Here is a 15,344-nt window from a genome sequence, read left to right on the forward strand (position 1 = left end):
CCGACGTGCGCCTCTCCCCCGACGACGCCGTAGCGGCCCTCACCGACCCGGCGGTGCCCTACCTCATCGGCGTACGGCATCACGCGCCCTCCCTGGCAGCCGCGGTGCCCGCGCTGCTGGACGAGGCGAAACCTGACGTGCTGCTCGTCGAACTCCCCGCCGAGATGCAGGAATGGCTGCCCTGGCTCGGCCACGAGGAGACCCGGGCCCCGGTCGCCCTCGCCGCCGCGCCGCTCGACGGGTCCGGCGGGGAGGGGCCGGCCTTCTATCCGTTCGCCGACTTCTCCCCCGAACTCGCCGCGGTGCGCTGGGCCGCGCGGCACGGGGTCCCGGTGGTCGCCTGCGATCTGCCGCTGGCGGACAGGGCGTGGGGTGAGGGGCGGTCCGCTCCGGCGCGGTCGGCGCACCACCCGGGCCCGTCCCCGGCTGCGGAGCAGGGCCCGCAGCCGGGTGGGGGTGGAGGTCCGGGTGCGGACACGGGTCCGGGTCCAGGTCCGTCCGACGGCTCCCCCCTTGCCGCCACCGGGCCGGAGACCGCAAACGGCACGGCCCCTGTCCGTGCCACCGAGTCGCCCGGACAACCCGACGGCCCCGAACCCGTCGACGCCCCCGCGTCGGTCAACACCCCCGAAGAATCCGGCCGTTCAGGTCTCGCTACCGCCCTGCGGGCCCGTCTCAGCGGTCGTCCCGGTGACGACCTCTGGGACCGGCTCGTCGAGGCCGCCGCGCCGGGATCGCCGCCCGAAGCTCTGCGGCGGGCAGCTCTGTTGACGGGCTGGGCGCTGCGGGAGGATGCCGCCGCCTCGGGTGGGATTCCCGAGCTGGATCTGCGGCGTGAGCGCTGGATGCGCTCCTGTCTGGCCGCGGCCACCGCCAACGGTGAGCGGGCCGTCGTGCTCGTCGGCGCCTTCCACGCCCCGGCGTTGGTGTCACCGGTCACGGAGCCTGTGCCGGAACATCGGAGTCGAGGCGGCAGGCAGCTCGAACGCCCTCGGTGGACGACCTCGCTCATCCCCTACGCCTACGCGCTCCTGGACGAGCGGTCCGGGTATCCGGCGGGCATCCGGGACCCGGAGTGGCAGCACCTGGTGCTCGGCGCGGCGGGGGATCCGGCCGCGTTGGAGGAGGCGCTGACGCGTGTGGCCGTACGGGTGTGTGCGGAGCTGCGGGCACTCGGTCATCCGTCGGGGCCCGCCGACGCACGGGAGATCAGCCGCCTCGCCGGGGATCTCGCCCGACTGCGCGGGCTGCCCGCGGCGGGCCGGGGCGAGCTGGTGGAGGCGGTGCAGACGGTGCTCGCGCAGGGCGAGCCGTACGGGCGGGGCCGGGCCGTCGCCCGGGCGATGGAACGGGTGCTCGTCGGAACGCGCGTCGGCCGCCCGGCACCCGACGCGCCCCGCAGCGGTCTCGTTCCGGCGGTCGAGGCGGAGCTGTCGGCACTGGGGCTGCCCGGACCGGGCGGCGACGGTCCCGGCGGCCCCCGGGATCTGCGCCTCGACCCGCTGCGCTCCGACCTGGACCGCCGCCGTGAGCTGCTGCTGCGCCGATTGACGGTGTGCGGAGTCCCGTACGCGGAGGCCAAGGAGGTCGTCGGCGTCGGCGGTACCGAGGCGTTGACCTCGCGCTGGGAGGTGCGCTGGACGCCTGCCACGGCAGCCGTCCTGAGCGCGGCCGGTGTCCGTGGAGTCACCCCTGCCCAGGCCGCCGAGGGTGTGTTGCGCGAGCGGCTGCGTACGGAGCGGGACGAGGGCGGGCCCACCGCCGCGCAGACCCTCGACGGTCTTCGGGCGGCGGCGGAGTGCGGCCTGCCGTCGCTCTCGGACGAGCGGCTCGACGAGGTCGGCGACCTGCTCCCGCAGTCCGGCACTCTGTCCGAACTCCTCGCCGGTCTGGGGCTGTTGGACCGGCTGCGGGCCGGTCATGTCGCGGGGCTCGGCGCCGACGAGGACCGTACGGTGCGGGCGGTCGCCGTGGCCGGGTCGCTCACCTCGGCGGCGGTACGTCAGGTGGACGGGCTCACCGGTTCGGAGGATCCCGCCGACGCTCGCGCCCTGCTCGAACTCGCCCACCGTGCCGACCTGTCGGGCGGCATCCGGCTCACCGACGCGCTCGCCCGGCTGGCCACCGACGGCACCCCGTTGATGCGCGGCGCCGCCGTGGCCGTACGTGTTCTCCTCGGGCACGAGGATCCTCGGGTGCTCGGCGGTCTGGTGGCCTCCTGGGTCGACTCGGCCGGTGACGCCGAGGCACGGTCCGCGCTCACCGCCCGGCTCACCGGGCTGCTCACGGCTGCGGGCCCGCTCCTGGAGGCGGCTGCCCCCGCGCTGGATCCCCTCCTCGACCGTGTCTCGGAGCTGTCCGACCGGGCCTTCCTCGACCGGCTCCCGGCGCTTCGCGGAGGCTTCGACACGCTCAGCCCGGCGGCCCGCGACCGGCTTCTCGCCACCGTCGAGGAGCGCCTCGCCATCACGCACGCGGCCGACACCGGCGGTGTCGACCCCGGCACCCTCGCCACCTGGACCCGTGCGGACCTCGCGGCGCGTGCCACGCTCCGGACGCTCGGCCTTCTGCCCCCGCCGCAGGAGACCACGCACCCCGGGTCCGCCGGGCCCGGTACGGCGGGCAGCCCAGGTTCGGCGGCCTCTGCCCCCTCCGAGGAGCACCGTCTCGCCCCCGCCGACCGCTGGCGGCTCCTGCTCGGCCGTCGTACGGATCAACTGCCGCGTTCCGCCGTCTCGTTGGCCACCGCGCTGGACGAGCTGTACGGCAGCGGACGGGGCGAGGGCAGCAGAGGCGCCCTCGGTGGCGGAGGCGGCCGGGAGACGCCGTACCCCGGTGTGCGGGAGTGGTCGGAGGAGTTGGCCGCGCTCTTCGGGGCGGGCGTCCGGGAGGAGGTGCTGGCGGCAGCGGCGGCGTCGGGCCGGACGGATGTGTTCGCCGAACTCGATCCTGACCGGGTGCGCCCCTCGGTCGATCTCCTGCGTACCGTGCTCCGGCACGCGGGAGGGCTGCCCGAGGCACGGCTCGCCGCCCTGCGCCCGCTCGTCCGGCGCCTGGTGGAGGAGCTGACCCGGCAACTGGCCACCCGGCTGCGCCCCGCGCTGCACGGCACCGCGCTCCCGCGCCCCAGCCGTCGGCCGGGCGGCGGCCTCGACCTGCCCCGCACCCTGCGCGCCAACCTCGCGACCGCGCGACGCGCCCCGGACGGCACGGTGCAGGTCATTCCGGAGCACCCGGTCTTCCGTACGCGCGCCCGGCGTTCCGCCGACTGGCGGCTGATCCTGGTCACCGATGTGTCGGGGTCCATGGAGGCGTCCACGATCTGGGCCGCCCTCACGGCCTCGGTGCTGGCCGGGGTGCCGGCCCTGTCCACGCACTTCCTCGCCTTCTCCACGGAGGTCATCGACCTCACCGGACATGTCGAGGACCCGTTGTCGCTGCTGCTGGAGGTCAGCGTGGGCGGCGGCACCCACATCGCCGCGGGGCTGCGGCACGCCCGCGAACTCGTCACCGTGCCGTCCCGCACCCTCGTCGTGGTGGTCAGCGACTTCGAGGAGGGCTACCCGATCGGCGGACTGCTCGCCGAGGTGCGCGCGCTGGTCGGGGCCGGCTGCCAGGTGCTGGGCTGCGCGAGCCTCGACGACTCGGGGCGCCCCAGGTACTCCACCGGCGTCGCGGGACAGCTCGTCGCCCCGGGCATGCCCGTCGCCGCCCTCGGCCCGCTCGAACTCGCCCGCTGGGTAGGGGAGAAGATCGCATGAGTCCGCATCTTCCGCCGGTCACGCCGGCCGTGACCGCCGAACTCGTCGAGGCGCTGACGCCCCGGCTCCGCAAGCGGCTGGACGCGGGCATCGCCAAACTGGCGGGCCGTCCGGTCGTCGTAGACGGTGACACCGTACGCATCGCCGTCGACGACGACACCGACCTCGTACTGCACGCCCCCGGCGGCGTCGTGACCAGCGCGGACGCGATCCACTGCGGCTGCCTGCTCGCCCCGGCCTGCCTGCACCGCGCGGCGGCGGCATCGACGGCACCCGTCGCCGAGTCCGAGCCGGGGTCCGACTCCGGGGCCGGGGCCGGGACTGACTCCGGGGCCGGGGCCGGGGCCGACGCCGACGCCAATTCCAGCTCCGACGCCGGGGCGGGAGCCAAGGCCGGGACCGGGACCGGAGCGGGAGCCAAGGCCTGGACCGGAGCCGGAGCCGACACCAAGGCCGGAGCCAGGGCCGGGGCAGGGGCAGGAGCCGAGGCAGGAGCCGCGCAAGAGACCCGCTCCTCCGCGCTTCCCGTGCCCCCGCCCCCGTCGGAGGCGGACACCACGACGACCGCCGAGCAGGCCGCCGCCGCGCGGACCCTGTACGAGGCCACGGGCGCCGTTCTGGAAGCCGGTGCGGACGGAGCCGGTGCCGTGCTTCAGGCGGAGTTGCTGCGGGCGGCGCACTCCGCCCGGCTCACCGGGTTGCCCAGGGCCGCAGCTTCGGCAGCCTCGGTGGTCACCGGGCTCCGTGCGGCCCGCGCCGCCGACCCGGCGTACCGCCTCGCCGATCTGGTCGCCGCACTCCGCGACGTCCTGGGCGTCGCCCACCGTCTCCCGCATGCGACTGGCGCCGAAGTCGCCGCACTGCGCGGCATCGTACGACAGCCGTACACCCCCGACGGCTCCCTGCGCCTCTACGGGCTCTTCTCCGAGCCGATCCTGACCGCGACCGGATATGCGGGGGCCGTCACCTGGACGGCCGACGCGACGGGCCGCCTCTGCACAGTCTCCGACGTGGCCCCGGGCGGCTCCGGCCGGGCCGTGGGCGCCGCCGACCGGGCGGTGCGCATCGGCGACACGGCGCTGACCCACCGTGAGCTGTCCCGCGCGGGGCTCGCCGTGTCCGGCGCCACCGTCTCCCCGACGGGACGGCTGGGGACGGGCGCGGGTGTACGGGCGGTACGCGCGTCCGGTGCCTCCTGGAGCGCCGAGCCGCTCGACCGCCTCTGGGCCGTGCCGGTCGGAGAGCAGGTCACGCGTGCCCTGGGCGGCGGCCACGGTCTGCTCTTTCTCGACGTCACTCTCGTCGGTACGGTCCGCGAGGCGGCGGGTGACTGTCTGCTCGCCGACTGCGACGGCCTGACGCTCCATCTCGCCGCCGCCCATGACCATCCCGCGCTGCCCTACCGCGACAACCTCCGCCATCTCGCCGCCGCCCGGAACACCCGGCTGCGGATCATCGCCCGCCTCACCCCGGCACCGCTCCCCCGCGCGCTGCTCCTCGCCGCCACGCACCCCGGCGATCCGGACGCCCGTCTGGACCTGGGCCTCGACCGTCTCCAGCACGCGGACCTGCCCACCTCGGCGCCCCCGCCGGCCGACACTCCGCCCACCGTCGACGAGGCGCCGCTGCATCTCCTGCGCCGCCGTGTCCACCAGGCCGCTTCCGGTGGCCGTCGTGCGCTGGCGTTCCCCGGGGACAGCGCCGCCGAGAGTCGGCGCCTGCACCGTCTCGGGTTCGTCACCGCCGCCGATCTCCTCGACGAACTCCACGCCGCCGCGTCGAACCGCTCCCGCGACGCCTTCGGCCGTCTCGCCCCGGCCGACGTCTACCGGTTCACCCGCGCCTGGCTCGCCGCCGCCCACTACACGGACGAGGTCGACCGGGCGCTGTGCGCCGATGCGTGGGGCGCGAAACAGGCCGTATCCATACCCCTATTCATGTCCACATAAGCGAGAGCAAGCCCACGCGGGATGGCGTCCGGCGTCCGGCGTCCGGCGTCCGGCGTCCGGCGTCCGGCGTCCGGCGTCCGGCGTCCGGCGTCCGGCAAAGATGCACTACCGAGCGGGCCCGGCGCCGCCGTGTCCTCGCCGACTTCACGCGCGGTCGCTGCAACATCCCTACCCATGACCGCCCGTGGCTCCTCCGGCAGGTGGTCATCGACCGCGACAACACCGTTTCCCGGGTGAAGGTGGCGCCCGTCCCCGTCCCCCTCACGGAGCGCGAACTCGTCGAACCACCCGCCGAGTTCGCCCAGGTCCGCGCCCACCTGCCCGCAGGTCGCCTTGGACCTCACCGGCGCAGCCGGTCAAAGCGGAACGGCACAAGCGCCTCGGGCCTCCTCCCCGTGCGGATGTACTCCGCGAGCCGGTGCCCGGTCGCCGGGCCCAGGGTGACGCCGAGCATGCCGTGTCCCGTGGCCGCGTACGCGTTGGCGTACCCGGGGAGGCGGTCGATGACCGGGAGTCCGTCGGGGAGGAACGGGCGTCCGCCGACCCAGGGTTCGCGGATGAGGCTCACCAGGTCGTCCGGGTCGTCGAACCACTGGCCCAGGTAGTGGCGGCTCGCTCGGGCCACGGCGACGATTCTGCGCCAGTCGAGCCGGTTGTTGTTGCCGCTCAGCTCCATCGTGCCGGCGATCCGCGTGGTGCCGCCGATCGGTGAGGCGACGGCTCTGCGTTCGCCGAAGTAGAGGGTGTGCCGGGGTGCCGGATCCAGGTCGACGGAGAAGCTGTAGCCCTTGCCCGCCTGGAGCGGCAGCCGGTGTCCGAGGGTGCGCAGCAGGTCGGGTGAGCGCATGCCGGCCGCGACGACGACCGTGGAGCAGGGGATGTCCCCCTGGTCCGTGCTCAGCGCGCTGACCTTCCCTCCCTCGGTCCTGAACCCCGTCACCTCCGCGTTCTCATGGACCTTCACCCCGGCCGCGCCGAGCGCCTCGCCGAGGGCGCGGGCGAACGCCTCCGGGTCCACCACCCCCTCCCCCTCCACCAGGTAGGCCGCGCGCACCCGCGGTGACAACGCAGCGTCCAGCAGATGTGCCTCCGCGCCCGTGGTGACATCGGAAGGCATCGGATAGTGGCCGTCCGCCATCTCCCGCTGGACCGCGAGGTGATGGCGGGCCTCGGCCTCGGACAGGAACGCGTGCACCATGCCGGGCCGGGTGAGGGTCGTGGCCACCCCGGCCTCGCGCAGACCGTCGAAGAGGTCGAAGGTGGGCCGGTTCAGCTCGGCGATCGCCGCGTAGCCGCGCCGAAACGCGGCCGGGGTGCTGCTGCGCCAGAACCGCCACAGCCAGCGGGCGAACGCCGGGTCGGGCAGCGGACGGAGGTAGAGCGGCGAGTCGGGGCGGCCGAGCGAACGCAGGGCGTAGCGCAGTACGCCGGGGGCCGGGACGGGCGTCGAGTGGCTGAGGCAGACCCAGCCCGCGTTGCCCCGGGAGACGCCCGAGCCGAGTCCGCGCCGCTCGATCACGACCACCGGCAGGCCTGCCGCGGCCAGGTAGTACGCCGTGCACAGTCCGACGACACCGCCTCCCACGACGGCCACAGGGCTGCTGTCCGGCACACCGCCGGTCATGAGGTCGAGCCGTACGACGCGAGGAACTCCCGGGTGCGGGGCTGGGCAGGGGCGCCGAGGACGTTCTCAGGCGTGCCCTCCTCCACTATCCGGCCGCCGTCCACGAAGACGACATGGTCGGACACCTCGCGGGCGAAGGGGAGTTCATGGGTGACCAGCATCATCGTCATTCCGTCGGCGGCGAGTTCCCGCATCACGCTCAGTACCTCCCGGGTGGCCTCGGGGTCCAGGGAGGACGTGGGCTCGTCGAAGAGCAGCAGTTCGGGTTTGAGGGCCAACGCCCGTGCGATGGCGACGCGTTGCTGCTCGCCGCCGGAGAGCTGGTCGGGCAGGGCGAGCGCCCGGTGGGCGACACCTACCCGGCGCAGCAGTGCGACGGCGCGTTCCAACGCCTCCAACTCCGGTACTCCAGCCCTGCGTTGGGCCAGGACCACGTTCTCCACCGCGGTGAGGTGCGGGAACAGGTTGAAGCGCTGGAAGACCATACCGACGGTACGGCGCAGCCGCGGCAGGTCCCGGCAGACCGTACGGCCGTCCTGGTGCACGACCTCGCCCGCGACCTCGATCGTGCCGTGCTCCGGCTGTTCGAGCAGGTTGACGCAGCGCATCAGGGTGGTCTTCCCGCCGCCGCTCTGGCCGATGACGCTGACGATGCATCCTCGGCCGATGGTGAGGTGGACGTCGTCGAGGACGAGCCGGCCGTCGAAGGACTTGCGCAGCCCTTCGATCCGTACGACTGCTTCCGGGAGCGCATGCGGTGTGCTGCGCGCCGCTGCGAGCGACTCGGTCATACGGCACCTGCCTTCACGTCGGCTCCCACGGGCGAGTCGGGCGCGTCCTGGGCGAGCAGGACCCGCGCCGCCCGCAGGCGTCGACGCCGCCACGGCGAGAGGGCGACGCCCGCCCGCACTTTCCGCTCCAGGAGGAGGAGCAGCTGGGAGAGGGGGTAGCAGAGGGCGAAGTAGATGGCGGAGATGACCAGGTACACCTCCAGCGCCCGGAACGTCGACGACGTGATGAGCCGGCCCTCGGACATCAGCTCGGCGGCGGAGACAGTCACGAGCAGCGAGGTGGATTTCAGCAGGTCGACGAGCATGGTGTTGGTGCCGGGCAGCGCCTGTCGCACGGCCTGCGGCAGGATGATCTGGCCGAAGATGCCCGCCCGGCCGAGGCCAAGGGCCTGTCCGGCCTCGGTCTGTCCCGTGTGCACACCGCTGATCGCCGAGCGGAAGATCTCCGAGAGATAAGCCGCGTAGAAGACGACGAGGCTCAGGCAGCCTGCGGTGAAGACGTCCAGCCGGATGCCCGCCGAGGCGAGCCCGAAGTAGCTGAGGAAGATGATGGCCAGGAGCGGGATGTTCTTGAACAGCTCGGTGTAGACGGCGGCGACGGCACGTGCGGGCCAGGCCCTGCTCAGCCGCAGCAGCGCCACGGCCAAGCCGAGCAGCACCGCGCCGACGAAGCTCACGGCCGTGTAGGAGAGGGTGCGCCAGAGGGCGTCGAGGAGGTCGGACCGATAGTCGGACCAGGGGACTTCGAAGACAGCGGCGAGGTCGGACATGTCAGCAGCCCCTCAGTTCACGATGGACGGCGGGGTCCAGTCCTGGGGCCGGTCCACGCCCCGGCGTGCGGTGGTGACGTCGGCGGCGGGCTTGAGGAACTGCTCGGGGTCGCCGCCGTACTTCTTGACGAGTTTCGCCATCTCGCCGTTGGTGTACATGGCGTCGATCTGCGCGGAGATCGCCTGCTCCAGCTTGGTGGCCTTCTTGGGCAGGTAGAAGCCGGTCTGGTAGGGCTGGAAGTACTGGTAGTCGGGCTTGGCCTTGACCTCGGCGGCGGTCGGCGGGGTCAGGTACTGCGTGCTGATCTTCAGCTCCGGGCGTTCCTTCTGCGCCGCGATGATGATCAGCGGATCGAGGAAGCCGACGTCGACCCGGCCCGCGCCTAGGTCGTCGAAGACCCCGTTGGCGTCGGGGTAGGCGTGCAGCTTGGCGTCGGGGACGGACTGGATCGACTTGACCCACACATAGCCCTCGACGGTGCCGAGTTCGAGGCCCTTGAGGTCGTCGACCGTCTTGTACGTCTTGCCGTTGCGGACGGCCATCGCCGGGGGCGAGTAGTACGGCGGGTCGGTGAACAGACCCTGTTTCTGCCGTTCGGCGGACCATGCGACGCCGCCGATGGTGATGTCGACGCGACGGGACTGCACTCCGGCGAGCATGCCGGCGAAGTCGGTCACCTGGGGCTTGATCTCCAGACCGAGCTTTTCGGCCACGTAGGTGAGGATGTCGCCGTCCAGGCCGACGATCTTGTCCCCCTGGACAGTGGTGTAGGGGGCGTACGGCTGGACGGCCACCTTGATCACACCGGGCGTGAGCGTGCCCAGTGCGGCGGTCTTCGCGGACACGTTCGTCGGGGCGTCGTCGTCGCCGGAACCGCAGGCCGCGGCCGTCAGCATCAGGAGCGCGGCCGACAGGGCGGCGGCGAGTGGGCGTATACGGGTCATGGGCGTGGGCCTTCCGTACCGGTGCCGAGGAAGCTGGAGGAGCCCGCCGTTTCACCACGCTGTGCCCCCGGCGGGGAAGTGATCGGGGAGGTGATTGGGCCCATACGCTAGGCACCCGGGCACTGCGCGTCACCGGTCACTCCGTACGGACTTGTGGCTGAATTCGATCGATCTCCTGTACGTTGCGTCCAGTCGCCGGGGGGAGAAGGACGGGAGGAACGAGCATGCTGAGCCCGTCACTCGCGCAGGAGATCGCCGGGGACACCTCCGCCGTCATCGGCTTCAACGTGCTGATCACCGACGCGGACGGCATGGTCATCGGCAGCGGCGACAGCAGCCGCGTCGGCACCTTCCACGAGGCGTCCGTCGAGGTGATCCGCACCCAGGAACCCGCCACGCACAACGCCTCGCAGGCCCACCAGCTCCGCGGAGTACGCCCCGGCATGACCTTGCCGCTGGTCACGGGCGGACAGGCGGTGGGCACGGTCGGCATCACGGGAACGCCCACCCAGGTGCGCCGGTTCGGCCTGCTGGTGAAGCGCCAGACGGAGATCCTGCTCAGGGAGTCCGTGATGCTGCGCTCCCGACTGCTCGCCGAGCGGGCGGCGGAGACCCTGCTCGCCGACATCGCCTCGTACGACCCGCAAGTCGTGGAGGGTGACTTCCTCGTCTTCCGGGCCGCCGAACTGGGCTTCGACCTGCGGCTTCAGCGGGTCGCGGTGGCGATCGAGGTGAGCGTGCCCGACGCGGGCGCCCGACGGCAGGGCAGCACGCCCACTCGGGACATGGCGCTGATCCGCTCGGAACTGCTCCGCACGGTCCGTGAGGTCTTCGCCGATCCACAGGACATCGTCGCTTCCACTGCCCCCGGCTGGATCGGCGTACTGCGCCGCCTGCCGGCCCGCGCCGAGGTGGCTTCCCTGGCCGCCGACTGCCGACGGCTCACCGACGTCATCGCCGCGCAGGACGGCCTGACCGCCCGCGTGGGGATAGGCGAACCTGCCGTCTCCGTCGCCGGGCTGCGCGACTCCTGGCAAGACGCCCGCGACGCACTGCGCCTCGGCGCCCGGGTGACGGGCGGCCCCCGAGTGCATCTGATCGCCGAACTGCGCGTCCACCAGGTCCTGGCGGCGGTGAACCAGCCGGCCCGGAGGCGCCTGGTCGAACTGACAGCCGCGAATCTGCGTGCCCAGCCGGACTGGCCGGTGCTGCGCGACACGATCACCGCCTGGTGCGAGAGCGGCTTCAACCTCGTACGGACATCCGCCGCCCTGCACATCCACCGCAACACCGTCGTCTACCGCATGAACAAGATCGAGCAGCTCACCGGCCGCCCGCTCCGCGAACACCGGACCACCATGGCCCTGTATCTCGCCTGTCTCACCGACGAGTTGGGCGAGGGCGCCACCCCAGACGAAGGATGACGCCCCCCTTCCTCTTGCCTGGCTACTCCCCCGCTGTGGGCCGCCGCGAGGCCGCCATCGCTTCGCCGACGTCCGTCAGCGGGCGCAGCCGATAACTGTACGAGTAGTCGCGGTTGGCGAACAGCTTGTACTCGTCGTGGGTGTGCGCGCCCCAGCTGTTGTCGCCGCCGACGCCCATCTGCCGGTGGCTCAACCGCAGGACGACCTCCTCGCGCGGGTTGAGCTGGTAGTCGTGCCGGGCCCCGACGGACAGATCCTCGGGTGTGAAGTGCGAGGCGTTGACCTCCAGGAGCGGTTCGGCGGAGACCAGCAGACCGGAGCCCCGGCGGTCCGTGAGGGCGATCCAGCGGACGTCGGTCTTGTTGCCGTTCTCCTGCGGGCGCAGATAGCCGCTCCACTGCCCGTCGACGGTGCCGGAGTACAGGCCAACGTCGGTCGCGTTGTTGCGGTCCCAGTGGTTCTCCTCGGGGCCGCGCCCGTAGTAGCGCAGCCGGTCCAGTCGGCTGGGCAGGAGCAGCAGGGTGCCGACCTCCGGGATGTACGGCAGTGAACTCGCCCCCGGGTGCAGGGTGTTGTCGACCTTGATCTCGCCGTTGCCGAAGACGGTGTAGGTGGTGGTGTACGTCGATGCCGTCGTCGTGGGCAGGGTGCCGGCGACCTTGATCTCGACGGCCCGGTCGCGCAGGGCACGGACGGTGACGCCCGTGACAGTGCGCAGCGAACCCGCGTCGCGCCACGTCTGGTTGCGGGTGTGCTGCCCGTTGCCCCGGTCGTTGTCGGTGGGCGCCCGCCAGAAGTTGGGGACGGGCCCGGCGGAGATCAGCTGGGTGCCGCCCGCCTTGTACGAGGTGATCGCGCCGGTCTTCTTGTCGACGGTGACCGAGAAGTCCTTGCCCTTGACGGTGATTGACGCGTCGCCGTCCTCATGGCTGAGCGCCGGGACGCTGTCCAGGGGTACGGGCGTGACGGCGGGACTGCCCGCGTCGACGGGGAGTTGCTGCCGGGCCACCTCGAAGCCGGCCTTGGCCCACTTGGTGGACTCCCGTGTGTGGAACGACAGTTGGAGGAAGTACTCGGCACCCGGCGCGGGGTTGCTCGGCAGCGTCAGCGGCACCGTGATGTCCTTCGCGGACAGCGGAGGCACGTCCAACTGACTGCGGCTCAACTTGCCGCGCTGCACAACCCCTCCGTCCCGCACCAGCTCCCAACGCCCGTCGAATTCCCGCAGGTTGGTGAACAGGTACTCGTTGGCGAGGGTGACGGCACCCGACACCGACCCCGAAGTGATCTGCACGGCCTGGTAGATCCGCTTGACCTCGGCCGACTTGCCGGTGAGGCCCCGGTCGGCGGTGACGATGCCGTCCCCGGAGAAGGCCCCGTCGTTGGGGTTGTCGCCCCAGTCACCGCCGTACGCGTAGAACGTCTTGTCCCGGGGCCGCTTCTCCACGAGCCCGACGGTGGCCGCGTCGAACCAGAACCGTACGCCGTCGTCGCCGGGGCCACGGCTGTCCGAGGCCAACTCGGCGGCGCTCAGGGCTCGGGCGTACACGCGGGCCCGTCGGATGGTGCCGCTGAACTCGCGGGTCGGGTTGTCGACGTCGGTGGCCAGGGCGAGGGGCGCGGTGTTGATGTCGGGGCGTCGGGTGGTGGTGCGGGTCGCCCGGGCCACGCCGTCGGCGTAGAGGGTCAGGGTGCCCGTCGTGGCGTCGAAGACACCGGCGATGTGGTGCTCGGTGCCGGTCCAGTCGTCGGGGAGCGCCCAGTAGGCGCTGATCCACTGGCCGCCCCCGTAGATGAAGAACTCCAGGCCGCTGTCCGACTGCTTGAGGGCGTACTGGGTGTCGCCCTTGGCGATGACGGGCTGGTGGTAGCCGAGGACGTGCGGGGTGATCCACGCCTCCAGCGTCAGAGAGCCGGTGAGATCGAGGCTCGCGTCGCGCGCGAAGACGGTCCCGCCGGAGACGCCCTTGTCGCGGCTGAAGGTGGCGCCACCGGCGACGGTCTCGCCCTGGAGCGCGGCGGGCCCGGACTCGGTGAACAGCTTGCGCGTCGGGGTGGGCCAGGCGAGGGCCTGGTCGACGAAGTCCCAGATCCAGCCGCCCTGGAGGACGGGGTAGCGGCGGACGAGATCCCAGTACTTCTTGAAGTTGCCGTTGGAGTTCCCCATGCCGTGGGAGTACTCGATCATCACGTACGGCCGGGTGTCGGCGGTGTCCTTCGCCCGCTGCTCGACTCGTGCGGGACTGTCGTACATCTCGGAGCGGATGTCGCTGATGCCGGGGCGGTCGTCGCCCTCGTACTGGATGATCCGGGTGGTGTCGTAGGAGCGGATCCAGTCGTACATGGCGTTGAACGTCGTGCCGCCGCCCGCCTCGTTGCCCAGCGACCAGATGACGACCGAGGCGTGGTTCTTGTCGCGGTGGACCATGTTCTGGGCGCGGGCCACGCACGCCGTGGTCCACTCGGCGTGGTTGCCGGGGTACTCGCCCCGGATGCCGTGGGTTTCGAGGTTGGTCTCGTCGACGAGGTACAGGCCGTACTCGTCGGCGAGTTCCAGCCACAACGGGTTGTTGGGGTAGTGCGAGGTGCGGACGGTGTTGATGTTCAGCCGTTTGATGATGCCGATGTCCTCGACCATGTCCGCACGGGTGAGGGCCGAGCCGTGGACCGGGTGCATCTCGTGCCGGTTGGTGCCCCGGAAGGAGACCGGTTGGCCGTTGATGCGCATCAGCCCGTCCTTGAGGGCGAACTCGCGCAGCCCGACCCGGTGGGAGAGGGTCTCGATCACCTTGCCGGCCGGGTCGCGCAGGCGCAGAACTGCCGTGTAGAGGTTGGGGTGTTCGGCCGACCAGAGGCGCGGCGCGGGCACGGCCTTCGCGGCCTGTACGGACGTCTCCTCGCCGGCGCCGAGCGCGACGGTCTGCTGCAACGGACGCGACCAGACCGGGTGCCCGCCCGCGTCGTACAGCTGGGTCTCGACGGAGTACTGGCCGGCGCCCTGGCCGCCGTAGTCCCGCACGTTCGCGGTGACCGACAGTTCGGCCGACGTGAAGTCGTCGCTGAGCGGGGTGTCGAGTCTGAAGTCCCTCAGCCGCACGGCGGGCGTCGAGTACAGGTAGACCGAGCGGAAGATGCCGCTCAGCCGGATCATGTCCTGGTCCTCCAGCCAGTCGCCGTCGGAGTAGCGGTAGACCTCGACGGCTATCTGGTTGGTGCCGGGCTTCAGGTGCGGGGTGATGTCGTACTCGGAGGGGTCGTAGGAGTCCTCGTGGTAGCCGACCAACTGCCCGTTGATCCATACGTAGTGGGCGGACTTGACGCCCTCGAAGTGCAGGAACGTCCGTCGTCCCGACCAGTCGCGCGGGAGCGTGAAGGTGCGCCGGTACTGGCCCACGGGGTTGTGCCGGGTCGGGGCGGCGGGCGGCTGCGCGTCCTCGCCCCGGCCGTTGGGACCCCACCACGGGTAGTCGCTGTTGATGTAGATCGGGCTGTCGTAGCCGTGCAGCTGCCAGGCGGACGGGACGGGGATGGTGTCCCAGGTGCTGTCGTCGACATCGGTGCGGTAGAAGTCGGCGGCCCGGTCGTCGGGGCGGTCGACGTACGCGAACTTCCAGGTGCCGTCGAGGGTCAGCCGGTACGGGGAGCGGGTGCGGTCGGCGGCGAGGGCCTGGGCGACGGTCGCGTACGGCATCAGCGTGGTGTGCGGCGGTTCGGTGCCGAGGCGGAAGACGTCGATATGGCCGTTCCACTCGGGCGTGGCGTCCAACGCGTCTGCCGCGACGGCCCGTTGGGCGGTGGTCGCTCCGGACAGGGCGAGCGCGCCGAGAACGGCGGCCCCTCCCTCCAGGAGACGGCGGCGGCTGACGGCGAAGTCGTGGGGGTGCGGCATGACCGTGACCTTCCTCGGTACGACAGACAGTGCGCCGCACGGACTGAGGGAGCGTCAGATCCTGTTCGTTCCTGTTGACAATCCGACCCGGAATCCGGCAGCGCTGTGGTCATCGGTGGCGGCTCAACCCACCTGGGCGGTGCAGGAGTTGACATGGGGTCAGCACACAACTGCTGGTGACAGTGGGAGCT

Annotated in this window: 8 protein-coding genes; 3 read left to right on the forward strand and 5 right to left on the reverse strand. The window is 72.1% G+C overall.

The annotated features are described in order from the left end of the window. Positions 1-5 precede the first annotated feature (5 nt). Positions 6-3,761, forward strand: coding sequence for a DUF5682 family protein (locus ACFYXF_RS06025; protein ID WP_389348316.1), 3,756 nt, complete (start codon positions 6-8; stop codon positions 3,759-3,761). After that, a complete protein-coding gene (locus ACFYXF_RS06030) occupies positions 3,758-5,710 on the forward strand; it encodes a hypothetical protein (protein WP_389348317.1) in 1,953 nt (650 codons plus the stop codon). Before ACFYXF_RS06025 ends, ACFYXF_RS06030 begins: the two co-directional genes overlap by 4 nt. Before the next feature lie 340 nt (positions 5,711-6,050). Here ACFYXF_RS06030 and ACFYXF_RS06035 read toward each other — a convergent pair whose 3' ends face one another. The 4 genes from ACFYXF_RS06035 to ACFYXF_RS06050 are packed head-to-tail and all read right to left on the reverse strand — an operon-like array spanning position 6,051 to position 9,840. Beyond that, the gene (locus ACFYXF_RS06035; RefSeq protein ID WP_389348318.1) at positions 6,051-7,334 is read right to left on the reverse strand and encodes an NAD(P)/FAD-dependent oxidoreductase; all 1,284 of its coding nucleotides are present in this window, start codon (positions 7,332-7,334) and stop codon (positions 6,051-6,053) included. Continuing rightward, positions 7,331-8,125 carry an amino acid ABC transporter ATP-binding protein gene (locus ACFYXF_RS06040; RefSeq protein WP_389348319.1) on the reverse strand — a complete coding sequence of 265 codons (795 nt, stop codon included), beginning with the start codon at positions 8,123-8,125 and terminating at the stop codon, positions 7,331-7,333. The genes ACFYXF_RS06035 and ACFYXF_RS06040 overlap by 4 nt, the downstream gene beginning before the upstream one ends. Beyond that, positions 8,122-8,895 carry an amino acid ABC transporter permease gene (locus ACFYXF_RS06045; protein ID WP_389348320.1) on the reverse strand — a complete coding sequence of 258 codons (774 nt, stop codon included), beginning with the start codon at positions 8,893-8,895 and terminating at the stop codon, positions 8,122-8,124. Before ACFYXF_RS06045 ends, ACFYXF_RS06040 begins: the two co-directional genes overlap by 4 nt. Before the next feature lie 12 nt (positions 8,896-8,907). After that, on the reverse strand, positions 8,908-9,840 hold the full coding sequence (locus tag ACFYXF_RS06050; protein ID WP_389348321.1) for a substrate-binding periplasmic protein: 933 nt from the start codon (positions 9,838-9,840) through the stop codon (positions 8,908-8,910). 224 nt (positions 9,841-10,064) lie between these two features. Between ACFYXF_RS06050 and ACFYXF_RS06055 the strand changes: the two genes are divergently transcribed. After that, positions 10,065-11,264 (forward strand): CdaR family transcriptional regulator, encoded by a 1,200-nt coding sequence (locus ACFYXF_RS06055; protein ID WP_389348322.1) that lies wholly within the window; start codon positions 10,065-10,067, stop codon positions 11,262-11,264. Positions 11,265-11,286: 22 nt separating this feature from the next. On the opposite strand, the gene ACFYXF_RS06060 is transcribed toward ACFYXF_RS06055, so the two are convergent. Further along, positions 11,287-15,153, reverse strand: a complete 3,867-nt coding sequence (locus tag ACFYXF_RS06060; protein ID WP_389348323.1) for a glycoside hydrolase family 2 TIM barrel-domain containing protein — start codon at positions 15,151-15,153, stop codon at positions 11,287-11,289. Positions 15,154-15,344 lie beyond the last annotated feature (191 nt).

The organism is Streptomyces sp. NPDC002680 (assembly GCF_042889145.1).
In the GTDB taxonomy this organism is placed as follows: Bacteria; Actinomycetota; Actinomycetes; order Streptomycetales; family Streptomycetaceae; genus Streptomyces; species Streptomyces adonidis.